This window comes from Mucilaginibacter sp. NFR10 (genome assembly GCF_900100445.1).
Lineage (GTDB): Bacteria > Bacteroidota > Bacteroidia > Sphingobacteriales > Sphingobacteriaceae > Mucilaginibacter > Mucilaginibacter rubeus.
The window spans coordinates 36,823-60,533 of sequence record NZ_FMTV01000010.1 but is presented as its reverse complement, the minus strand read 5'-3'; the positions used below and the strand labels follow the sequence as shown (position 1 = coordinate 60,533).

At 43.1% G+C, this 23,711-nt stretch carries 18 protein-coding genes; 6 read left to right on the top strand and 12 right to left on the bottom strand.

The genetic code is table 11. The annotated features are described in order from the left end of the window. Nucleotides 1–226: 226 nt before the first annotated feature. Nucleotides 227–595, top strand: coding sequence for a glyoxalase superfamily protein (locus BLP33_RS24685; protein WP_090534202.1), 369 nt, complete (start codon nucleotides 227–229; stop codon nucleotides 593–595). 268 nt (nucleotides 596–863) lie between these two features. Here BLP33_RS24685 and BLP33_RS24680 read toward each other — a convergent pair whose 3' ends face one another. From BLP33_RS24680 to BLP33_RS24655, 6 genes are all read right to left on the bottom strand, one after another. Further along, nucleotides 864–2,963: a putative porin gene (locus tag BLP33_RS24680; protein ID WP_254780266.1), complete on the bottom strand. Its 2,100-nt coding sequence runs from the start codon at nucleotides 2,961–2,963 to the stop codon at nucleotides 864–866. After that, the gene (locus BLP33_RS24675) at nucleotides 2,963–3,778 is read right to left on the bottom strand and encodes a purine-nucleoside phosphorylase (RefSeq protein ID WP_090534201.1); all 816 of its coding nucleotides are present in this window, start codon (nucleotides 3,776–3,778) and stop codon (nucleotides 2,963–2,965) included. Before BLP33_RS24675 ends, BLP33_RS24680 begins: the two co-directional genes overlap by 1 nt. Continuing rightward, entirely contained in the window at nucleotides 3,762–4,805 is a 1,044-nt protein-coding gene (lpxK, locus tag BLP33_RS24670) for a tetraacyldisaccharide 4'-kinase (protein WP_090534199.1), read from the bottom strand. Before lpxK ends, BLP33_RS24675 begins: the two co-directional genes overlap by 17 nt. Before the next feature lie 59 nt (nucleotides 4,806–4,864). Then, complete coding sequence (locus tag BLP33_RS24665) at nucleotides 4,865–5,191, bottom strand: DUF5615 family PIN-like protein (protein ID WP_090534197.1); 327 nt, start codon at nucleotides 5,189–5,191, stop codon at nucleotides 4,865–4,867. Beyond that, a complete protein-coding gene (locus BLP33_RS24660) occupies nucleotides 5,175–5,414 on the bottom strand; it encodes a DUF433 domain-containing protein (protein ID WP_090534195.1) in 240 nt (79 codons plus the stop codon). The genes BLP33_RS24665 and BLP33_RS24660 overlap by 17 nt, the downstream gene beginning before the upstream one ends. A 223-nt stretch (nucleotides 5,415–5,637) precedes the next feature. Beyond that, nucleotides 5,638–6,093 (bottom strand): hypothetical protein, encoded by a 456-nt coding sequence (locus tag BLP33_RS24655; protein WP_090534193.1) that lies wholly within the window; start codon nucleotides 6,091–6,093, stop codon nucleotides 5,638–5,640. Between the two features lie 85 nt (nucleotides 6,094–6,178). Between BLP33_RS24655 and BLP33_RS24650 the strand changes: the two genes are divergently transcribed. Next, entirely contained in the window at nucleotides 6,179–7,081 is a 903-nt protein-coding gene (locus BLP33_RS24650; protein WP_254780264.1) for a serine hydrolase, read from the top strand. Nucleotides 7,082–7,469: 388 nt separating this feature from the next. Here the strand turns inward: BLP33_RS24650 and BLP33_RS24645 are convergent, their stop codons facing one another. Next, nucleotides 7,470–8,471, bottom strand: a complete 1,002-nt coding sequence (locus BLP33_RS24645) for a polysaccharide deacetylase family protein (RefSeq protein ID WP_090534305.1) — start codon at nucleotides 8,469–8,471, stop codon at nucleotides 7,470–7,472. A 193-nt stretch (nucleotides 8,472–8,664) separates the two neighbouring features. Further along, nucleotides 8,665–8,988 (bottom strand): hypothetical protein, encoded by a 324-nt coding sequence (locus tag BLP33_RS24640; protein WP_090534191.1) that lies wholly within the window; start codon nucleotides 8,986–8,988, stop codon nucleotides 8,665–8,667. Nucleotides 8,989–9,043: 55 nt separating this feature from the next. Between BLP33_RS24640 and BLP33_RS24635 the strand changes: the two genes are divergently transcribed. Continuing rightward, nucleotides 9,044–9,775: a pyridoxine 5'-phosphate synthase gene (locus tag BLP33_RS24635; RefSeq protein WP_090534189.1), complete on the top strand. Its 732-nt coding sequence runs from the start codon at nucleotides 9,044–9,046 to the stop codon at nucleotides 9,773–9,775. On the opposite strand, the gene BLP33_RS24630 is transcribed toward BLP33_RS24635, so the two are convergent. From BLP33_RS24630 to BLP33_RS24620, 3 genes are all read right to left on the bottom strand, one after another. Continuing rightward, entirely contained in the window at nucleotides 9,758–12,115 is a 2,358-nt protein-coding gene (locus tag BLP33_RS24630; RefSeq protein ID WP_090534187.1) for a gliding motility-associated C-terminal domain-containing protein, read from the bottom strand. The genes BLP33_RS24635 and BLP33_RS24630 overlap by 18 nt on opposite strands. Before the next feature lie 174 nt (nucleotides 12,116–12,289). Next, a complete protein-coding gene (locus BLP33_RS24625; protein ID WP_090534185.1) occupies nucleotides 12,290–15,784 on the bottom strand; it encodes a T9SS type B sorting domain-containing protein in 3,495 nt (1,164 codons plus the stop codon). A gap of 117 nt (nucleotides 15,785–15,901) precedes the next feature. After that, the gene (locus BLP33_RS24620; RefSeq protein WP_090534183.1) at nucleotides 15,902–18,865 is read right to left on the bottom strand and encodes a gliding motility-associated C-terminal domain-containing protein; all 2,964 of its coding nucleotides are present in this window, start codon (nucleotides 18,863–18,865) and stop codon (nucleotides 15,902–15,904) included. A 127-nt stretch (nucleotides 18,866–18,992) separates the two neighbouring features. Here BLP33_RS24620 and gcvP point away from each other — a divergent pair, with 127 nt between their 5' ends. The 3 genes from gcvP (at nucleotide 18,993) to BLP33_RS24605 (ending at nucleotide 22,916) form a co-directional block, all read left to right on the top strand. Further along, nucleotides 18,993–21,884, top strand: coding sequence for an aminomethyl-transferring glycine dehydrogenase (gene gcvP / locus BLP33_RS24615; RefSeq protein ID WP_090534181.1), 2,892 nt, complete (start codon nucleotides 18,993–18,995; stop codon nucleotides 21,882–21,884). 60 nt (nucleotides 21,885–21,944) lie between these two features. Next, nucleotides 21,945–22,319, top strand: a complete 375-nt coding sequence (locus BLP33_RS24610) for an antibiotic biosynthesis monooxygenase family protein (protein WP_139160066.1) — start codon at nucleotides 21,945–21,947, stop codon at nucleotides 22,317–22,319. Nucleotides 22,320–22,496: 177 nt separating this feature from the next. Beyond that, complete coding sequence (locus BLP33_RS24605) at nucleotides 22,497–22,916, top strand: response regulator (protein WP_090534180.1); 420 nt, start codon at nucleotides 22,497–22,499, stop codon at nucleotides 22,914–22,916. Here BLP33_RS24605 and BLP33_RS24600 read toward each other — a convergent pair. Next, a complete protein-coding gene (locus BLP33_RS24600) occupies nucleotides 22,913–23,683 on the bottom strand; it encodes an MBL fold metallo-hydrolase (protein WP_090534178.1) in 771 nt (256 codons plus the stop codon). The genes BLP33_RS24605 and BLP33_RS24600 overlap by 4 nt on opposite strands. Nucleotides 23,684–23,711: the final 28 nt, after the last annotated feature.

Sequence of the window (23,711 nt, the reverse complement as noted above, 5' to 3'; positions counted from 1 at the left end):
CATGCTAAGGTAGCCTCATTTTAAAACCGCATTCAATGTAATAGACGATGGGGCAAAATGTGCCGACGAAAGTACGGTATCTGTTGTATGGAAACCTAATTTCAGGTACTGCACAAGGCATATTTAACATCTATTAACATTTGAAGGCAGCTAATTGAAAACAAGCGGTTTCGCTGTATAAAAAAGGTGGCATTTTCCGTTAAATTTGTTTAACAACTAATTACCTATGTCAATAACAAAACCCATCCTCCGAATTTTTGATTATGATAAAGCCATTGAATTTTATATCAACTGGCTTGGCTTTAAAACCGATTGGGAACACAAACCCGAAGGTGTGCCGGTATATATCCAAATTTCCCTGCGCGATGTAGTGCTTTACCTTTCCGAACATCATGGCGATGCCAGTCCGGGCAGCCATATAGCTATTGATGATTTTAACGAGCTAAGAGATTACCACGCCCACCTCATCGCAAAGAAATATAAATACAACCGCCCCGGTTTGGAAGTGCCCGAATGGAATGACCGGGCTATCACCATGACTGTTCATGACCCTTTTGGCAACAGGTTAACCTTTAGCGAAGAATTGAAGGGGTAAGGCTGTTGATCCTTCACATCTTAAAAAAAATGTCATTTCGATAGAGCAGGGGCGGGCTGAGTGGTGCAGCGAAAGAGAAATCTTCTGCATGAGACTCTACAACTATGGCTGTAAATGCAGGGTGTAGAAGATTTCTCCTCACCCCTTGTGCGCAACCCCACCCGCGGTTCGTCGAAATGACACTTTTTGAACTACTTTAGCAGGTAGAAAATAAAAGCCCGAAACTAACTTAATTGGTTTCGGGCTTTTTAGTATCGGATAATCTTTATTAATTATAAAATGTCCATGAAACGCCGAATTTTAGGATGGCATCCTGTTGTGGGTAACGGTTAACCGTGTAATAGCCTTTACTCCAGGCACGCTGGTTGATATAATCATAGGCAACAAACAGGTTGGTACGCTGCAAGGTTGCTTTGAAAAATACGCCAAATATTGGATAGGATGAAAACGTTACATTTGCGCCGTTATAAAACTGGCCCAATCCCGGGGCATATGACGGGGCAACATATTCTGTATTATACCTTCCATTTATACCCATACTGGCATGCAGTACATTAAGCAAAACCCTGTTAACATATAAGCTGCTGTAAACATATACTTCCGGCGTACGAAGCGTATTCTGATAATCGGTTTTTTGGTATACCACGTAATTATCAAAGTGCAGGCTCCGGTAAGTGAAGTTTTTACCCAAACTTACTTTTAACAGGTTGATAGAGTTGTTAAGCTGAGCCGGGCGCACATCGGTACCGCCATCCTGCGCTGAAAAATACAGGTAATTGCTGATCAAAAAGTATTCGGCTTTTAAATCAATTTGCAGGGCGTTGTTAATGTAATTAAACGATGCGCTGGTTGTTTTTTGATTGCTGAAATCATTATGAAAAATATAATGATTGGAGATCCAGTTATTATAAACCAGCGGGGGCGAGCTGTTTTGTGAATAGGCTTCTAAAATGATCTTGCCGGTTTTTTTGCCGCCTGCCAGGGTAAGTTTGGCATCATATAAATAATTGCCAAAGTCGCGGCCCTGGGCAATTTGCCTGAAATCGGCATCAAGGGCTATACGATCGCTGAAACGGTAGCCCAATTTAGCTTTCAGCGTAATGTCCTGGAAAGTATTGTGCTGTACTTTATCCTGATGAATATATTTTGCACCATACTGGTTAAGGGTGGTATCGCTAACATACTGGTTGTACGAATAAAAATCATGCACAAGGCCGAGGTCAAGCTTAAGCTCGTTCTTTACAAATTTTACCGATTTACTTCGCAGATAAAAGCTATACGAAAACTCATTTTGAATATGCGTGACGACTGTTGAATCCCTTGACCGGTTATTGCTGTAATAATAGTCAGGGAATACATTATAGGTATCAACACCGCTTTGCTTGTACAGGTACCTGCTGTTTGATACATGAAGGGTATGTGACACGCGTTGGGTAGGCAGGATCTTTGAATTGTCCTTCCCCTTATTCAAACTATCTATCCGGCCTAAATAATAAAACTGCTTAATGTAAAGGCCCTTATCGTTCCAGTTTTCATAACTATACGGTAAACGTACCGCTGCCCTGTCTTTTGAAAAGGCGTTGTTTACATTGGTACTGGTAAATACCGAATCGTTGAGAATGCTGCCGGTTTCGGGGGCCTTAAGATTGTTGAACAAAAGGTTGGCCAGCAGGTTATACCGTTTGCTTTTTGATTCGTACCAGGTAAAAATAGAAGCATTCAAATCGCTCACGTTTTGGCCAAGCACATTGTTAAAATTGTAGAAACCCCTTGATCCGTTGAAATTAAGGTTAAAACCGATGTTCCAGTTGGGCTTTATGTTTTGGGTATGAACGATATTAAACAGTTGGATGGCCGAACCACCAAAGGCATTATATAATGTAAGCTTGGTATAAGGTACACGCGTGTTATAATAATTAATATCCTGGGGCTTTAAAGCGTAAATATCAAGCGCATGCAAGCCCAGGTCAAAGCCTATGGTCCTGCTGGGCTCAAAAAGCAGAGGCCGTTGTGACAAACCAATATTACCTAAATGAATTCGGGGACTGCGCGGATCAATAAGCGGGCTATAGATCTCGAAATTCGTAATGCCCGTATCAATCGGAAACAGCTGTGTGCTGTCATTCAGCAAACGCTCGTTGGTAACGCGGATAAATTTGGAGCTAAAAACTACCGAATCCTTTTTGTTTTCTTCCTTTCGCCTTAAACTGTCCAGCAGCTGATCGTCGGTCATTTGTTTTTCCTGCCGGCGCGCGGTATCACGGGTAGGCAGGTTACGCGGGTTAGTGCGGTTGCCATACTGCGCAAAAGCGGCTTGTACCGACAGGCACATCAGCAATAAAAAAATATATTTGAGCTTTTGGCGCATTAATTACCGGCTATCAGTTCTTTAAGTATCAGGGTCATTTTGGGTTCGGCTTCCTGCGCAATAGCAATAATCTCCTCCAATGTTATGGGCTTAAGCACTTCCGGGAAGCCTTCATCTGTTAATACCGAAATAGCAAACGTCGGGATCCCCATGTGGTTAGCAACAATAACCTCGGGTACGGTGCTCATGCCAACGGCATCGCCGCCAATGATACGCAGGTATTTGTATTCGGCACGGGTTTCCAGGTTAGGGCCGGTTACGGCTACATATACCCCTTTATGGCAGGTGATGTTATTTTTCTGAGCGATGGCTAAACCCTTTTCGATCATATCATGACGGTAAGGTTCGCTCATATCAGGGAACCGTGGTCCAAGCTCTTCATAATTGCGGCCAACCAGCGGGTTTTGAGGCTGTAGGTTAATATGATCTTCAATGATCATCAGGTCGCCCTTTTTAAAATCGGGGTTAAGCGAGCCGCTGGCGTTTGATACGTACAGCGTTTTGATGCCCAGGTATTTCATCACCCTAACCGGGAAGGTGATCTGCTGCATATTGTAGCCTTCGTAATAATGCAAACGGCCCTGCATGGCCACAACTTTAACACCTGCAAGGGTACCAAAAATCAGCTTGCCCGAATGGAACTCTAATGTTGAGATAGGGAAATCAGGAATGTTGGAATACATGAGTTGTTTTTCAACTTCAATTTCTTTTACCAGGCCGCCAAGGCCGGTACCTAAAATTATACCCACTTCGGGTTCAAAATCGCCTATCCGGTTTTTGATATACCGGGCGGTGCCTTCAATATTGTCTAACATATGTTTGTACTAATTCGTCAAATTGTTGTTGCCCGTTATTTAAAAAACTAATGCCTATGGGCAGCACCAAAATGGGCAGTTTTTTAACCATCGCAAGCAGCTCCTGTTCCCCTAAACGCTGTGCATCCTTTTCTGTTGTGATGATCACTTTTTTTTGTGATGCACAGGCCGAAAATTCATCGGCAAGTTTACTGATATTTTTTAAGCTAAAACGGTGATGGTCGGGATAATTATGATGAACAACCAGGGGTGTTTGCTTTTTCAGATGCGACAATAACGGTTTTGGATTAGCTATTCCCGTAAGCAGGAAAACCGTGGTTTGATCGTCGATGGCATTTGTAACCGGGACCCCATAGATAGTTTGGGCCGGCAGATAGTTTATGGTGGTAAAAAATAGCGACTGGTGCGGATATGGTTTGACCCGTTTAATCACACGGCCTTGTTCCAAGTCGCTAAGTGAAGCCGGACATTTACTGATGATGATGACATTCGCCCTTTTACGCCCGCCGAATGGTTCGCGCAGGTTACCCGCCGGGAGCAGGAAATGAGGTTCGTTAACACGGCTGTAATCAAAAAGCAAAATGCTCATGCCCGGTTCAAGCGCGCGGTGCTGGTACGCATCATCCAAAATAATAACATCATGATCGTCTTTTAACTGCTCAACGCCATCAACCCGCTTTTCGCAAACGGCCACATCAAGATCCGGGAATTTATGTTTGAACTGCGCAGGTTCGTCACCGATATCCGAGGCTTTGCTTTCGCCGGATGCCAGCAAAAAACCTTTGGTAATACGACCGTAGCCCCGGCTAAGCGTGGCAATTTTATAATTATCCTTCAACAGCCTGATCAGATATTCGGTCATAGGACTTTTGCCGGCACCGCCAACATCCAGGTTGCCGACTACGATTAGCGGCATGTCAAAACCAGTGCTTTTGAAAATTCCCCGGTCATAACACCAGTTGCGAATAGCCGTAACCAGGCCATAGATCAGCGAAAATGGGATTAAAAGCCAGCGGAGAAATATCATATATAGCCTGTAAAGATATGTATATACGTATATAAATATAAACGTATATACGCAATTTGCTATACGCTGATAATAATTGGGCCAGGATTGAGCTTGTTCTTTTTAATTTGACTTTTTATCAGAGGGACAAGCTTTGATAATTCGGCATGGGTGTTAATTGGAGCTATTAACACGAAAACACTAATGGTGTACTTTTTAAAGTTTTGTTGATGTTGGAGGTTCTTATCAAAAGTCAACAAAGCATCAAAATTTTCCTGAAGCAAAAGTTTGAGCAACTCGCCATTTTTTATCCCGTTCCAGCTTTTATCTGTTACAGTATATACTTCGTGTTCAGGAAAATCAAGCTTTAGTTTTTTAGGTAGATTCTCATCAAGCAACAGCTTCATAAAGTTGTGTGACGTTTTTTGATGTTACAATCCTGCTGGCTATGTCTAAAAGTGCAATGGCCTGCTCTTTTTTTACAGATGGGAAATCATCCAAAAATTCGGCAAGTGATACACCCGCTTCCAGGTGATCAAAAAGTGTATCAATAGGTACGCGTGTTCCTTTAAACACTGGTTGGCCTCCCAAAATATCCTGATCTATATTAATCACTTCCTGGATTTCCATGGTTTGAAAATTATTGTTTTATAAGAGAGCCGGGTTTTACCCGCCATTTATTAATAGCTCTACGTGCTTTATTAAATAAGGCTATTTGTTCTTCAGAAAAAGTAGGAGCGTTTAATAAAACAATTCTACCTCTTTTAGCTCATCTTTACCAAGATCTTTCGCATGAACTTGCATACTCAAATTTACAAAATTTATTTAATTAGTATTTCAAGTGATGACAACGTTAGTCTATCACCCCAAACTGCTTTAAATGATGTGTAAAATGCTTTCCGTGCCATATGATCCACTCGTAATAATCCATAGGGCCAAAAGCGCCGTGGATCACTTTAAAATCGGGGGTGTTGAAATACCTGTCGAATGTGTCAAGCTCTTTCATTAGCTGATTAATAGCTGTTTCCAAATTGGGGTAGATTAAGGTATCAGCCAATTCTTCCAAAAAAATATTATGGGGTATTTCTGCATCGGTATAAACGGCGGCGTGTTTACGTGCAGCTGTATTGTCATCCGGGCCATCCCAGGCTGGTATTTTTACACCGTTGGTATACTGAACCTGGTCAATAAGGTGTTCGATCATTTGCTGCGGTTTCATTTTGCCCCAAAGCGGCGCTGCTTCGGGCTGAAGATTAAGCATTAAGCGGTACAGCACCTTGCGGTTGGTAATATCAACAAACTGGTTCATAGGCTAACGGATGTTTTAGCAAATATAAACGAGTGATTGCCTGTTATATTAAAATTTGTATTTTCATTTTTTAGATCGCCATTACATGAAACATAAACTTACCTTACTGTTGTTGACATTGTTAGCAGCACCGGCATTTGCACAAACCGACAGTAAACTCAGCGCTAAATTAAATGAAGCTATCAAAGGTTTTCAGGGCCAGGTTGGCATCTATGTACATAATTTGAAAAACGGCAAAACGGCGGAGATCAATGCAGATACGCTGTTCCCTACAGCCAGTATGATCAAAGTGAGCATTCAATGCGGGGTGATGGATAAGATAGAAAAAGGTGAGCTGAAGTATAATCAAAAGTTAGTTTACCGCGATTCATTGCTTTATGCAGGTGAGGATTTGCTGGGCTCGTTCAAAGATAAAGACACTGTACAATTGAGTAAAGTGGCTATGCTCATGATCACCATGAGCGATAATACCGCAAGTTTGTGGCTGCAAAAGCTGGTGGGCGGCGAATATATCAACAACTGGCTCAATCAAAATGACTTTAAGATAATGCGGGTGAATTCACGTGTGCCGGGCAGGGAAGCTATCCGCAGGATCTATGGTTGGGGAGTAAGTACCCCGCGCGAAATGTGCCGCCTGTTCGCCATGATCCGCGAAGGGAAGGCGGTAAGCCCGGCAGCCAGCGAGCGGATGTACCGTAACATGGGCCGCATTTACTGGGATGAGCACGCGTTGTCGCAAATTCCGCCTTATGTACATACCATTTCCAAACAGGGGGCGGTTGATGAATCAAGGTCGGAAACTGTGTTGGTAAATGCCCCGCATGGAGATTATGTGTTTTCGATCATTACTAATCATAACAAGGATACCAGTTGGACACCCGACAATGAAGCCGGATTGCTGATCAAAAAGTATCGGCCCTGCTTTGGCATTATTTTGAACCTGGAGATAAATGGCAACCTGCACAAGGAGTTGACAAGTTTATGTTGAATGAGTAAATAATTACAAGGCATTGCTGCTTCTCATAGCGTAAAGTCTTGAGAGAAAGCTGATAGATAGATAGATGCAGGCCTCTATTGTGAATATACTGTTAAATTAAGGTGAAAAAAATATGAGATTTATATAAATGGATGTTATATGGTGCAAAAGAATTAAATTGTAACAAAGCCCATGAAATTATTAAAAATCATGTTTATATTTACAATTCAATTACGGGTATCCAAACCCGGATTTGTGATAAGGTTTAGGTTTAAAGCCCCATGCAGCGAGTGCTATGGGGCTTTTATTTTAGGGTATCATACTCAAAAAACTTAAAAACTAAACTTCGTAAGTCTGCGCATTTGCACTGCTAACTGCCACTGTGCACTGCCGGCTTCCCTCATGGCGCTTCACTAAACTCTTCATCCACACTTTCGCGTAAATCATACAGTAACCATTGCTTACCGGCAATTGATCGTGTTTTTGACTGCAGTAGTTTAATGAAATCGTTAACGCCTACAGGTTCATTGCCGTTTCCGTGTATGAGCACAATACTGCCATTTTGGGGTTGTTGGCCTTTAGCCAGCCATGCATCGGTACCAACCGGGATCAAGCCGAAACCGGTAATCCGGTATACCAGTTGCTGATCAGATACCAGGCCGGGAAACCTGAAAAATACGGATGGTAATAGCCCATTACGCAGCATGGCCTGTTCTGTTTCCAGTACTTCATAACTAATATCTGTTCCTGGTTCAAGTAAAAAGTTTTCTTTAAGCGGGGCTTTCAGGCTAACCCGGTGATTGAAGGAATGATTGATCCAGGTGATGTAGATCTCACGGTTGGCCTGCATTTGTTTTAGCCAGGCAAGGTCCTGCGGGTGCTGGCGCATCCAGATGCCGGTTATGGAAAGCGCTATTGGTACAGGGCGCTCTACCTTTTTAAATTCAGTGAAAATATCAGTAAAAATGCGTTTATCCAACGGGCGGTGCGATGGGCATAGGTCGGCAGTAAGGCTGATGCCTGTTTGTTTGGGGATGCCGCTTTCGATGCCTGCGTCCTGAATGTTGACAGATTGTTTTTCGGCTTTACTGAGCGCCTTTTGATAAGGCGTACTTTTAAAAAACTCACGCGCCTGTTCCATCGTCATGGGTTTGATCTGGTAAAAGCTGCTTTCGTTTATTTTGGTTTCCAGTGTTTGCGGGTTCACCATCAACAGGTAATTGCGCCCCTCATTATCAAAGCGGCGAAGGATCATCCAGTCTTGCGGATAGTTGTGCGCCCAGCCATAGTAAACCTTGTAGTTCCCGATTTTACGGTAGATGGTTTGCGCTGATGTTTGCTCAATAAAAATGGTAGAAGTGCAAAATAGCGCGAATATTAAATTAGTGAATGTTTTGTTCATGAGGTTTTGCATCCCAGTTTTTGCCGGCAACAAAGGTACTGACAACTAATATCAGCATAAAAATGATAATAAAAGTCAGTACATAATGATCGAAATGCAAGCGTTCTGAAGGCAGTGGCCCCGGTTGTTGTCGGTCAAGCGCAGAAAGGGGAGGATAAACTGTCCATCCATCCCCGGTATGAGTTGTATGCTGTTAAAAAAACAGAACTGTTTTGTAAATATTAAAAGTTGAAATCATTAAAGACAAATTGCTTATTATCAGGATAATATTTATGTGTTGCTTTTTAAAACGACTGGTTAATGACCGGATCAAATAAACGATAGCTGTAAGCAATAGAAACGGAAATAAAGTAAAATCTATCCAGTTGAATGGAAGTGTGAAATAGGTGTCATGCAGCGCTATGTCGAAACTTGAATTTCCCCAAAAAATACCCAGCAAAAAGCGTATACCAAATGCAATAAATAAATACAGTATTATCAATACGATCAGCTCGGTGATAAATTGTTTAGGCTTCATGGTTTAAAGTTAAATATATCTGCCAACTTATCTAAATGATCTATAACTTTGAAGTATGACCCGTCTATCTGTCAACATCAACAAAATAGCCACCCTTCGTAATTCGCGGGGCGGCAATAATCCCGACCTGATCCAGGTTGCTAAAGACTGTGAACGTTTTGGCGCGCAGGGAATCACGGTGCACCCCCGGCCCGATGAGCGCCACATCCGTTATAACGATGTGTTTGAGCTTAAGAAAATTGTTACTACCGAGTTTAATATTGAAGGTAATTGCCAGGAACAAAAATTTATCGACCTGGTGCTGGCCAATAAGCCCGAGCAGGTTACCCTGGTACCTGATGTATTAGGGCAGATCACTTCAAATCATGGCTGGGATACCATCACCAACTATCATTATTTAAAAGATATGATATCGGTATTTAAAGAAGCCGGCATCCGGGTATCTATTTTTGTTGATCCAATACCTGCAATGGTTGAGGGCGCCGCCAAAACCGGTACCGACCGTGTAGAACTTTATACCGAAGGCTATGCTACTCATTTTCCGCAGGGGAAAGAACTTGCTATTGCTCCTTATATCGAGGCAGCAAAAGCGGCTCAGCAGGCTGGTCTGGGTCTTAACGCAGGGCACGATCTGGATTTACATAACCTGAAATATTTTGCAGAAAATATACCCGGTCTGCTCGAAGTAAGCATTGGTCACGCCCTGGTAAGCGATGCCTTGTACTATGGTTTGGAAAACACCATCCAAATGTACCTGAGGCAATTATCGCTAACGGATAATGCTTAAACTGCCCGATAATAAGCCACAGCCCGAGCTTAGGTTAATGATATAATAATAGCTGCCCGCAGGTAATGGTTTGCCATTATAGGTGCCGTTAAACGGGTGGCTATATCCTATGGAGTTAAAAACGTTTTTGCCATACCGGTTAAATATTTTTACGGTGGCCGCCGGATAATTCTCCATGCCAGCTATCTGCCAGTAATCATTGATACCATCGTTATTGGGGGTAATTACATTGGCGATATTAAGGTTTGAAAGGCCCACGCTTACATCAACCTTTGTGCGGGTGCTTTCACAAGCGTTGCTAAAACGGCTTATATAATAGCTTCGGTTGGCGGTAACGTCCACTTTAAATTTGCCATTAGGCTCTTCATCAAGCGGAGTAGTACTGGTTTCACTATCATAGAGCCTGTAGGTTGACGTTGCTACGGGGTTTTTTACTGGTATTATTGTTTCGCCCGGGCCGCACAATTGAAAGCTGCTTATCACAGGCGGATCGATGACAAGCTCCTGGTTAAGCAGGGTAATGTGATAGGGCACAGCGCAGCCGTCCGGATCTATGGTTAGCGTATATGTTCCGCCGGGAAGCCCGTCGATATCCAGTGTGTTGCGTATTACATCTCCGGCTTCATTTGTCCACCTTAATGGTGGTGTACCGCCGTTTGTATTGATAAGCTTTAAATTACTGATGCTGCCATTTGCTGCATCGCAGGAAGCATTCACTTTTTGAAGCCCGGAGTCATCAATGCCGGGATTTGAACTGGTTAAGGTGATGAGAATAGATTTGGCAAAACAATTTCCGTTATAGCATTTGGCGTAATAGGTGCCAACGCCAACGCCATCCAGTTTAGGGCCGCCGGACTGTACTAATTGATCCTGGTCATTATACCAGTCGATGCCAATAACATTCTTTAAATTTTGCAGGGTGATTGATCCGTTGTTTTTAAAACAAGTTGGATTAACCTTCACATAATCGGCGGCCGATGTCGAAATCACCGGTTGGGTAAATTCAGATGAGCTGTTATTAAGTGTAGCATTTGCCACCAGTTTTTTATTGTGAAAATCGCCGGTAAACTTCCAATTACCCGTCGCATCTGCAACAACCGTAACCAGGTATTGTACCGGGTTACAAACCTGGCAATCAGTATTGTCATTATAAATATAAATAGCAGCTCCCGGCGATGCCGTTCCTGAAAATTCGGCAGCACTGTTTACAATTATATTAATGTTGGGAATGGCTGTGCCACTTGATATCAGGTATGGTGTTGTATTACATGAGATACTGTTTTTGGCTATAGTAATATTGGTTGACTCGACCGCATAGAAAGCGCCGCCGTCGTTACTAAAGATATTGATATCGTCATCATTATCATCGCCAATAAAAGCATTATTGCATTTAAATAAGTACATACCCGAATTACCCGGTATACTGCTTTGCTTATTACGCATAAAAGTGAAGCTGTTTACAGATATAAACTGAAATTGTGTAGAACAAAAATCATTGTCGGCTACCTGTGTATTACTTCCCTGAAACCGTACAAGTATGGATGCCCCGTTTACGCGGTTATCCTGACCGTTCACATCAAGTGAAAGTGAGTTGTTGATAAACTTATTATCAGTTCCGTTTAAGGCTATCGCGGTAGCAAAATAGTTTCTTTCTTTGGAGGTAGGGCCACCCACTAATGAGTTATCGGCGGTTATATCAAGTGCATACCCTAATTCAACAACATTTGTTCCCGATTCGTCATAACCAATAAAATTTGATTGGATATTGATATTATCATTATTCTTTGAGTCGGTTAGTGAGTTGGTGCCGCAATACACACCGTAGATGTTATCGCAAAAAACATTTCCTTTATCCGGTGCGCCTATGGTAATATTGGTACAATCGTAAGCCGATATAGCGGTGAAAAGCAGGTTGCCGTTAAAGTTTGTGAGTTTGCTGCTGTAACCTTTTATGCATAAGCCATATATTTCCACATTGGTAACTTCGGTCATCAACAGGGCTGCTGTCTTAGTCCCCGGAAAAGTATAGCTTATATCGGGTATGATATAAACCCTGGCGTCACTTCTGCTGAGTTTGGGTGTCGGCTGCGTGCTGCCGTCGATAATTAAATTGGAGGTAACCTCTGGGAGCTGCGTAAAAAGTGTGATGGTCACGCTGCCCGGCAGGTTAAAATTAATAATGTCCTGCTGAATTGTGCCGTTGGCGGCTGCATTAGTAAGGGCCTCACGCAGTGTGCCTGTTCCTGCATCGGCATTACTCATAACGGTAAATACCGTGGCCTCTGCATTTAAACAGGTCAGCAATAAAAATAGCGTAAACAGAAACAACTTGTGTTTCATGGCGGCAACACAATCTGGAATGTTAGTTTATAAATTGATTTGGGCAATAAACTGGTTCGTTAATATTGGTTGATATTGCCTGCCAGTAAGTTACGATTTTTGTTTAATATCCTTTATAAATAATATACCCGCCGCAAAAGGGAGCGGCAGGTTATTCATGATGTTGTTAAAAAATTACCTGATCAAGGTAAGGTTGCCCGATAGCAGCTTACAAGGAGTATTGAGGTTAATGATATAGTAATACACTCCCGAAGGCAGCAGCCAGCCATTAAACTGCCCTGAAAATGGTGTGGCGTATTCTTTTGACTCGAACACCCTTTTTCCGTAACGGTTAAAGATCTGAACTAAGGTGCCGGGGAATTTTTCAAGGCCTTCTATCTTCCAGTAATCATTTATACCATCGCCGTTGGGGGTTATGGTATTGGAGAATTTTACGTCGACCAATACAACTTCGATATGTGTTTTGGTGCGCGGGCTTTCGCATGATCCTATGCTGTATGAGATATAATAATCACTGGTTTCGGTTATTAATACTTCAAAATTGCCGGTATTACTGGTTTGAAGCGGCGTTGTTGATGTAGCATCGGCATATAAATTATACATGCCTGTAGTTTTGTTTAAAACAGACAGGCCCACCTTTCCGGGCAGGCAGATCCTTTGGTCGTTTAATACCGGTGCGTCTGGGATAAATTTTTGGTTGCCAACCTCCTTGCTGTATGGTAACGGAATTGCACAGGTAGTGTTATCAGTAACTGTCAATGAATAAGTGCCTTTGCCCACATTTATTAAATCTTTATCGTTCCCCACGGTATTGCCGGTGGCGTCGGTCCAGACAAATTTATATGGAGGCACACCGCCGGAAACAGCAATGCCTGTAATGCTGCCCAATAGCTGGTCGCACTCATCGGGCTTGGCTACCGGGGCATTATTTGCCGAAAATTGTAGCAAAGGGGTTGCCTGTATTACCCAGGTACCCAATACAGAAGCACATCCATTTTTATCGGTTACATGAAGCGTATATGAACCGGGGGGGGCGTTTGGAACATCGGTACCGTAACTTACCGTTGTACCGGCTGCATCAACCCATTGATAAGAACTTGGCTTTATAGTTCCCTCAAAATCAATATGCAGGCTGCCATTGTTGAGCCCGCAGGTTGTGGGAACGTTAATAAGGTTCTTGATTGTAAATACTTCCGGAGCCAAACGGCCAACCGGAAAATATTTATCATTACTACAATGCGTAATAGAATTTATCGCACTTAGCCGGTATAAGCCATCAGCAAGATTAAAAATGTCGAGGTTTGCAGGATTGGTAGGGATGGGGTTACCTTGTGGGTCGTACCATTGAAATTTATCGGCGTTTGGTGCTGAAACCCCGGTTATAGCACCATTATTTTCACCGCATTTCGCGGGGGTTACAACACCACCATAAAAAATTACCGAATTTGTTTCTGAAATAGGTATCGGCGGGGTAGAATAAGGACTGCACTCACTTTGATCTGTCAGTACGAGGGTATAGGTACCGCCTTTAACTCCTACCAGATCTTTTGAAGTACTAACGGTTTTGCCCGCGGCATCCAGCCATTTATAGGTAAGTGTACCAATACCTGAGGGTATGATTGTAATGTTTTGTATGTTGCCGTCGGCCACTCCGCATTGGGCAGGTTTTACCGTCATGGTCGAGAGGTCATAATCAGGGCCTGGCTTGGCTTTAATGTTTACAGCCGGGCTTGAGGTTACAGCGCAGCCAGCCTCGTCATAAATGGTTACCGTGTAAGTGCCTTGGGGTAAAGAGGCCGACTTGGTTGTTGCCGCGATATTGCCATTCTTATCTTTCCACGCAAAAGTGATATTACCTGTACCTCCTGTAAAGTTCACATCAAACGGAAATTGTTTCTGACGGCATTCCGGTACCGGCACAATTACATTCTGTATTTTGATCCGCGAATCTTTTACCTCAAAAAGCTGCGTAACTTTCTGGCAGCCGCCAGGGTATTGCGCTGTTAACTGGTAAGTGCCTGGTAAAAGATTTTTTATACTCTGACCATCGCCAACGGATGCAAGACTGCCATTTTGTTCCTTTTTATCCCAATGGTATAACAGGCCGCTCCGGTTTTGCTGTATGGTAATACTACCCTGGTATGCACAAGTGTAATTTTTTATTACAATATCACTTTCCCTGATCACCAATGATGAAAAAGGCGAGGTATTTTTATTAGCATCAGTTGCCGTGGCTATTACAGCCTTACTGATAGTTCCCGAGTAAGACCATTTACCGCTCCCGTCAGACTGTACGGTAGTAATATAGGTTTTACCCTGGCATATCGTTCCGCAATCGTCCGAAAAGAAAAGCTCGATAGCCGAGTTTGGTGTGGCTATTCCAGATACAGCTGTGCTGCCAAAATTAAGCACCTGCACATAGGGGACTGTATAATAGTTGCTAATGGCACTTATACCATAGTCACTGTTACAAAAAATGCTGTTTCGGGTTATCAATGTATGAGCGCTGTTAAGGGCTTCGATGCCGTACTGATTATAACCTATATAATTTTTATCGGTAGCAAGCGGGCCGCCAATGGTACCCGATGAGCTTTCGCCGGCCCTGATGCCCTCGCCATTCCCGAGGTTGGCGGTACCGGTGATATCAGTACCAATTTTGTTGCCGGTGATATTGAATGTGGCCCGTTCAATATAAATGCCGCAATAACGCTGGCCCGATATGATATTTGCATTAATGTTCACAGTGGTGTAATCGGTGGTTACATTAATGCCGTATGCTTTGATAAAGGCGCTTTGCTGAAACAGCAGGATGTTTTTAAAATCTTTTTTCCCGGTATAATCCGTACCTATTTTATTGTTTTGAATGTCAACAACGCTTGGGGTAACATTGAAATTATATCCGCGTATGATATTAATATTAGTAACATTGGCCGATATAACATTGCCCATGTTAGCAGCTGTACCACCTATGGTGGCTGTTTTGCTCAGTACCAGGTTAACACCGTTAATATTGCTTGCCGCGGTATAGCCATCATCCAATAAACCTATGATATTGCTTTGAATAAGAATATCGGCAAGCCCGTTATTATAGTAATAAGAGTTGTTAACAATGCCGTTGATGTTGCCGCATATGACGTTGCCTTTACCCGGCGCGCCTATAATAATAGCCGAAGCATCGCCCTGGATCACAATGCCCGAACCCTGTCCGAGGTCAGGATTGGCAAAGCTGGTAATGCGGGCAAAATTGCGGATATATAACCCATAAATCCCGATGCTTTTTGCCGTTGCCCCGCCGCTGTTAATATCACCGTTAATGAAAAGGCAGTTAAAGTAGGCCGGCGAAGTTTCAGGTTCGATGATAACCCTTGCATCAGACACGCCAAAGGCTATACCGGGCTGACTTGTACCATCAATTACTAAATTTGAAGTTACCGCGGGCAATTGGCTTTTTAACCTGATGGTGCGGTCAGATACAAGCGTTCCCGGTAATTTAAACTGGATGATATCAGGCGTTGCAGTGCCATTAGCCGCGGCGTTGGTTAAAGCCTCGCGCAGCGTTCCCGGACCGGTATCGGCATTGCTGGTTACTATAAATGTAGCGCCTGAGGCTACATTGCAAAACAAGATCGATATTAGTAGTACTAAAAGTGATAATTTCTTAACAAACATTGATTTAGGTAATCAGCTGCAAAATACACTTTTTTGCTGTAAGTACACTGTGAATATTATATTGATCAGGTGGTGGTTATACAATAAACAACATCAAAATAGTGAAATGCTGTATGGTTACCTGATGATTGACAAACTGCCTGAGAGCAAATTGCAGCTTTTACCGAGATTTAAAATATAATAGTACACTCCCGAAGGAAGTTTGGTGCCATTATAAGTTCCGTCAAACGGTACGCTATACCCTTTTGATTCAAATACTTTTTGCCCGTACCTGGTAAATATCTGGACTATTGCCTGCGGATAATTTTGAGCATTGTTTATTTTCCAGTAGTCATTTTTACCGTCGCCATTAGGTGTGAACGCGTTTGGGATATCAATAGCAGATAAGCTGATGGTTATTTGCGCCTGGGTTCGTTCGCTTTCGCACTGGCCGCTAACCTTGCTTATATAATAAATGCTATTGGGGTTTGCTTTGATTTTGAAGATGCCATTGGTTTGTTCATCCTGGTATTGAGTGCTTGTTTGCGAATCATAAAGACGATAGGTATTCCCGGCAGATGGAGAACTGACGGATAGCAAAGCTTCGCCCGGAGCGCATAATTGCAAGGGGGCAATTACCGGCGCATCTATGCTGCTGTTTTCATTTAAAACAGTATAAATGCGACTTGCCATAACGCCGCAACCACCGGCGTCCTGAACCTGCAGCGTGTAATCCCCGGCACCGACGTCTGTAAGATCTTGCGATGTAACCAAATGCTCACCGGCTACATTAAGCCATAAATAGGTGTAGGGTTGTGTGCCGCCTTTAACCTGAATGTTTTTTATACCCCCCGTATTTAATCCGCATTGATCATCGGTACGGGTTTCTGAGTTTGCCACTATTTGCAGGGGATCAATTTCGTTAACGGTAAAATCATGCGGATAAAGCGTTTCACAGCCGTTTGCATCGGTAAAGTAAACTTTATAAGTGCCGGGTTTAAGGTTTGGGACATTTAACCCCGTACCTGCAGGTTGCCCTTCGGCGTCAATCCAGCGTGCTGTTTTAACAAGGTTATCTGTAGGTATTACGGTAATTGAGCCGTTGTTTTCACCTGTGCAACTGTTGTTAATATTAGCGTTATAATTTGGATAGACGGTTGCAGGAGTAGCATCAATAGTGTATTCCGGACTTTTCTCGCTACAGCTAAAATCATTGCTTGCAATCAGCTGATAAGTACCAGGTCCAACATCCCTAAGATCGCTTGAATTACTTGCAATTTGGTTGTTGATTTTATTTATCCACTGATAATGGGTTGCGTTTGGCGCGGTTATGCCGGTAATTGAACCGGTTGGTCCATTACAGCCTGCATTTGATTTATGGATGTTTGTTAAATCAATCGTTATTGTTTTTGACTTTAGCGTTATAGGGGCAGTTGTTATCGTGCCGCAGCCGGGGCCGGTAATTTTTAAGGTATACGTTTCTTCTGGTACCTCGTTGAGGTCTAGATTATGACCAACGACCTGATTTTGGCTATTAGTCCATGTGTAGGTATAAATATCAGTTGGCTGGGTAAAGGAGGTGACCCTGATATTAGTTATTGAACCGTTACTTCCATTGCAATCGGGTGTGTGCTTATTTATTTGACTGTCATCTACATTGGCCGACAAAGAGGGTTGCGTATATTCGGACGTGGTTCCGTTTATGGTTGCGGTAGCTAAAACCGAGCCGGTTAAATGGGTGTTGTAAACCCATTTTCCGTTATTATCGGCAATCGTTGATGCAAAATATGTTTTGGGAGAACAAGTGCCACAGTCATCTGCATAAAATAATTCGATAGATGAGTGTGGAGTTGCGGTACCGCCAATGCTGTTATTGGTAACATTAGTGATGCTTGCCTGCGGCAGCGGACTGTACAGGCTATAGCTGTAAATGGGGTAAAAATCTTTGGCGCAAAAAAAACTGTTTTTGTTAAAAGACACCTTAAGAGTTTCTGTTAATTGTAATGGTTTACAATATCCAACTACATTGGCATCTTTAGGGTCGGTAGTGCCTATTTGCACATCACCCTGATAGTAAAAAACAGCTATTCCTGCACCCGGTATATTTAGCTTATGAGTGAGCGTTTTATCTATACCAATATAGTTTCTTAATATGGTGAGTTTACCGATACAATTAGAGGCAAATAAAGGTCCCTGGAAACCCGCTAGCTCGTTATCCGCTATAGTAATAGTGTTTTTTCCGGCAGGACTTCCACTTCCTATGTTAAGCCCAATACATGAGGGTATAATATCGTTAACCAGGTAATTTACACCGACCTTGTTATTCCTGATCAGAAAATTAGCAGGCGGTGAATCATCGTAGGAGTTCCACTGATAAATGGTCAAACCATTGGCAAATAAATTACCTTCGCCAGTCGTGCCACCAATGTCTATTTGTCCGGCAAGAAAGAAAAAATAAGCGCCTTGGTTATATTGTAAATTGGGTGATGTGGTAATTCCGTCAATTTCAATGTCGCAGATATTATCTTTTAAAGAGATGTTTTCACAGGTTTGACTTTTATGGTCAAAGTTAGTAGCTATCGGGAAATAAAATCCAACGATAATATTACCTTTTCCTGCCTGGCCAATTTGTATATTTTTACTGTTTTCTATATTGATACCTTGCCAGAAATAGTTGGTTTGCGTAATTGTATAGGTCGCGCACTTAATATATAAGCCAAGTACAGCTACATCAGTTTGATCATGAATGAACAAGCCCGAGACCTCCTGTGTATAATCGGCCGTTTGAAAAAGTGCAACTTTAGCGTCACTTATGCCAAATTTATCACCCGGTTGTGTGCTGCCGTCAATAATTAGGTTTGATGAAACATCCGGCAATTGGGTTAACATTGTTATCGTCCTTCCCGCCTCGCTCAAATCCGGTAAATTAAAATAAATATAATCCTTCTCCGCACTGCCATTGGCTGCCGCCAGGGTGAGTGCCTCGCGCAAGGTCCCAGGTCCCGAATCAGCATTACTGGTTACCGTGAAAACAGCCGAAAAGCTTTTAAAGCTGATAAAAAGAAAAATCGTGATAAAAAGTAAAACTCGCCTGCCCGTCATGTTTAGGTATTCAAGAGCCAAATTACATTTTTTTCCTGTAAATGCATTGTCAATATCATATTAGCTAATTGTTACTCATGTTGCAAAATCGTACCTTTGCGGTAAATTTAAGAGGGACGATTAATTCATGAAGTTGAATACAACCTATCAGGAGCAGTTTCAGTCGAGGCACATTGCTCCAAGCGCGGCCGACACGGCCAAAATGTTAAAAACCATCGGTGTAAGTACGCTTGATGAATTAATAGAGCAAACCATACCGCAAAAGATCAGGCTTGCCAAACCGCTTAACCTGCCCGCGGCAAAAAGCGAGTTCGATTACCTGAACACCTTAAAGCAAACGGCTTCAAAAAACAAAGTTTTCAAGTCATTCATCGGCAAAGGTTACTATGATGTGATTGTACCGGGCGTTATTCAGCGCAATATTCTTGAAAACCCCGGATGGTACACGCAGTACACCCCATACCAGGCCGAAATTGCACAGGGCCGCCTGCAGGCTTTGTTAAACTTCCAAACCATGGTTATTGACCTTACCGGTATGGAAATTGCCAATGCTTCATTGCTTGATGAAGGTACTGCCGCTGCCGAGGCTATGTTTATGCAATATACCTTGCGTAAAAACAACAGCGCCAACGTTTTCTTCGTTTCCGAAGAAGTGTTCCCGCAAACTATTGATATCTTAAAAACCCGTTCAGAGCCTTATGGCATTGAACTGAGAATAGGCGACCACCGTACCGTTGAATTAACCGACGATATGTTTGGCGCTATTGTACAATATCCTGCCGGCAATGGCGCGGTTTATAACTACGCCGATTTTGCTGCAAAAGGTCATGAAAAAGGTATTAAGCTTACCGTTGTTGCCGATATCATGAGTCTTGCGCTATTAACCCCTCCGGGCGAGTGGGGTGCCGATATCGTTGTTGGTTCATCGCAACGTTTTGGTGTACCGATGGGTTTTGGCGGCCCGCATGCTGCTTTCTTCGCTACTAAAGAAGAGTATAAACGTTCTATCCCGGGCCGCATCATCGGCGTTACTATCGACAGCGCCAATAATTATGCCCTGCGCATGGCCCTGCAAACCCGCGAGCAGCACATTCGCCGCGATAAAGCTACATCAAATATCTGCACCGCACAGGCACTGTTAGCTATTATGGCTGGTATGTATGCCGTATATCATGGTCCGGATGGTATTAAGCTTATAGCAGAGCGCATTCACGGCTTAGCAATATTATTAGCCAAAACCTTAGGGCAGCTTGGCTATGAGCAATTGAACGATGCTTACTTTGATACTGTTAAGTTTGATGTGGGGAACCTTGTTGGTCCTATCCATTCGGAAGCATTAAATAACGAAATGAACCTTAACTACGAAGGTTCAATAGTAACTATAGCAATTGATGAAACCACTTCGGTTGAGGATATCAAAACCATGGTAAGGTTCTTTGCCAAAGTTAAGGGTAAAACATTTAACGATGTTGATTTCGATGGCGTTAATGCAAGCCTTGAAACGGTTATTCCTACAGAACTTCAGCGTACTTCTGCATATTTAACGCACAGTCTGTTCAATACCCACCGGTCTGAACATGAAATGTTGCGTTATATCAAATCATTGGAGGCGAAAGATCTTTCGCTTTGCCACTCTATGATAGCTTTAGGCTCTTGTACCATGAAACTGAACGCTACCACCGAAATGGTACCTGTTACCTGGGCCGAGTTCAGTAAAATTCATCCATTTGCCCCAACCGACCAGGTTGGCGGTTATATGCAGCTGTTTGATGAGATCAACAATTGGCTAAGCGAAATCACCGGTTTTGCAGCCATGAGCCTGCAGCCAAATGCCGGTGCGCAAGGCGAATATGCCGGTTTAATGGTAATCCGCGCTTATCACAATGACAGGGGCGATAGCCACCGTAATATTGCTCTGATCCCTTCATCGGCACACGGTACCAACCCTGCATCTGCAGCTATGGCCGGTATGAAGATAGTGGTGGTTAAGTGCGATGATAACGGAAACATTGATGTTGCCGACATGCGCGCCAAAGCTGAGCAATACAAAAACGAGCTTTCATGCCTGATGGTTACTTACCCATCAACTCACGGCGTATTTGAAGAAAGCATCATTGAAATTTGCGAAATTATTCATGAAAACGGCGGCCAGGTTTATATGGACGGTGCTAACATGAACGCGCAGGTAGGTTTAACAAGTCCGGCCAATATCGGTGCCGACGTTTGTCACCTCAACCTGCATAAAACATTCTGTATCCCTCACGGTGGCGGTGGCCCCGGCATGGGCCCGATCGGTGTTGCAAAACATTTGGTTCCTTATTTGCCGGGTCATGCTGTGGTTGATATCGACAGAGGTAAATCAATCCATGCTGTTTCTGCAGCGCCATGGGGTTCTGCATCTATCCTCATCATATCACATGCTTACATTGCCATGATGGGTGCCGAAGGCTTGACTAACGCTACCCGTTATGCTATCCTGAATGCCAACTACATTAAAGCCAGGTTACAGGAACATTACCCTGTACTATATGCTGGTGCTAATGGCCGTTGCGCGCATGAAATGATCCTGGATTGCCGCTCATTTAAATCGGCAGGTATCGAGGTTACGGATATTGCTAAACGTTTAATGGATTATGGTTTCCATGCACCAACCGTATCATTCCCGGTTGCGGGTACGGTAATGGTTGAGCCGACTGAATCAGAGCCTAAGCATGAGCTCGACCGTTTTTGCGATGCCATGATCTCTATTCGTCATGAAATTGCCGATGTGGTTGACGGCCTGGCCGACAAAATAAACAATCCTTTAAAAAATGCGCCACATACTGTAGCTGTAATTACCGGCAACGAATGGGAGCACCCTTATACCCGTCAAAAAGCGGCATTCCCGCTGCCTTATGTTGCTGCCAACAAATTCTGGCCTTCGGTGGGCAGAGTTAATGACACTTATGGCGACAGAACGCTGATCTGCTCATGCCCCCCGCTGGAAGAGTATGAGTTTGAAGAAAGCGTGATTGAATAGCTTTTAAATCAACCCTCCCCTAAACAAGGAGGGTTTTTATTTTTCACACAAATATATATTATGAGTTCAGCTAATCACGAAGGTAATTCAAAAGTCTCTCCCTTCAAAGGAGATTTAGAGGGGCTTATCGCTCAAACACCACAGCCCCCTTATTATGCCGTAATATTCACATCGGTACGTACCGGTGTAGAGGAAGGCTATGGCGATATGGCTGTTGAAATGGTTGAACTCGCGCGGCAGCAGGAAGGTTTTCTGGGCGTTGAATCGGCGCGTAACAATGTTGGAATAACGGTGTCTTATTGGCAGTCGGTAGAAGCTATTAAGAACTGGAAAGCTAATGCCCGGCACCTGTTTGCCCAGCAGCAGGGGCGCGATAAATGGTACCTGAATTATAAAGTACGCATTTGCCGGGTGGAGCATGACTACGCCTTTTAAATTCAATGGCTAATTCCTGTTCCGTGTTTTTTTGAACTTTATTTAATTGGCCAGATTAAATAAAATATTCACGTTGCGGAGCCGTTTTAATGTATTGTTTTTTATAATTTACAACTATAAGGAATATAACCTTTTGAATTGTGGTCTCGTATAAAACAACGCGCTTAAATTTTAGATATGAATGTTAACAATAAAGCCATAAGTGTATTGCTGGTTGATGATGATGAGATAAATAACTTTATCTCCATAAAACTGATAAAGAAAGCTTTACTTAATACAGAAATTATGGCCTGCCTGAACGGAAAATATGCGATTGAGCAACTTTCTGATATCCAGAGAAAAGACCCTAATAAACTACCCGATTATATTTTGCTTGATATTAATATGCCCATTATGAATGGCTGGGAATTTTTGGATGAGTATAAGCGCCTCAACCTCGATCCCCTGGGCAAAAGCAAGATCTATATTATTTCATCATCTGTTTTCAGCAACGATATTAACAAAGCGCGTTCATATCCGTTGGTTAAAGATTTTATCTCCAAGCCGCTCAACGTTGAAAAGATAAAAGAACTTTTTGAGGTAGCTGCCGAAAATTAAGCCGGTTTAACCTTAAAATGGTCTCCTTCTGTTTCAACGGTTCCGATAGTGAATGATTTAGCATGGTAAAACAGGCATTTCCATCCTTCGGCGGCAGCCTTTTTACCATATTCTTCGCGCAGCATCATAGCCTTGCGGCCGTCCATATCGTATTTGGCTATGAATTTCCTCAACAGTTGCTCTGGTTCGGGAAGCTCATCACCGCCAAAAAATACTTTTTCGCTTTCTATATCAAACCAAAATACCTGATGCGCCGGGCAATGACCACCCGAATGTTCATACCTGATCCCTGGTTTAAACTCACCGCTGCCTTCAACGAAAGTTATCTTAGCTCCGGCCTGTAATGCTTCAAATATTTCAACATGGTATGATGAGCCTTTCCCGCTGATCCCAAACTCCCATTCCTGTTTATTGATCACATGTTCGGCCTGCGGGAAGCTGGGTACTAATTTACCGTTCCGCTCAACTACCAAACCGCCAGAGTGGTCATAATGCAGGTGCGACATCATCACCAGGGTTACGTCATCCGGATCGAAACCCGCATTACGGATGTTTTGGTGCAGCATGAGCTCGTCGCGGGTATCTTTAAAGCCCAGACCGGTATCCAATACAATCAGATCGGTTTTTGTTTTGATGAGGAAGGGGTTAACGTGAATAAACAACGAAGCCGGGCGATCTTTGGGGTTATCGGTTTCGGGATTGAACGGGATAAATTTCTTGGTTGCATCAACCGAATATGAGCCCTCACCTAAAGCAAAAAATTCCATAGTAAACGTAGTATCAGATTTTGAATGT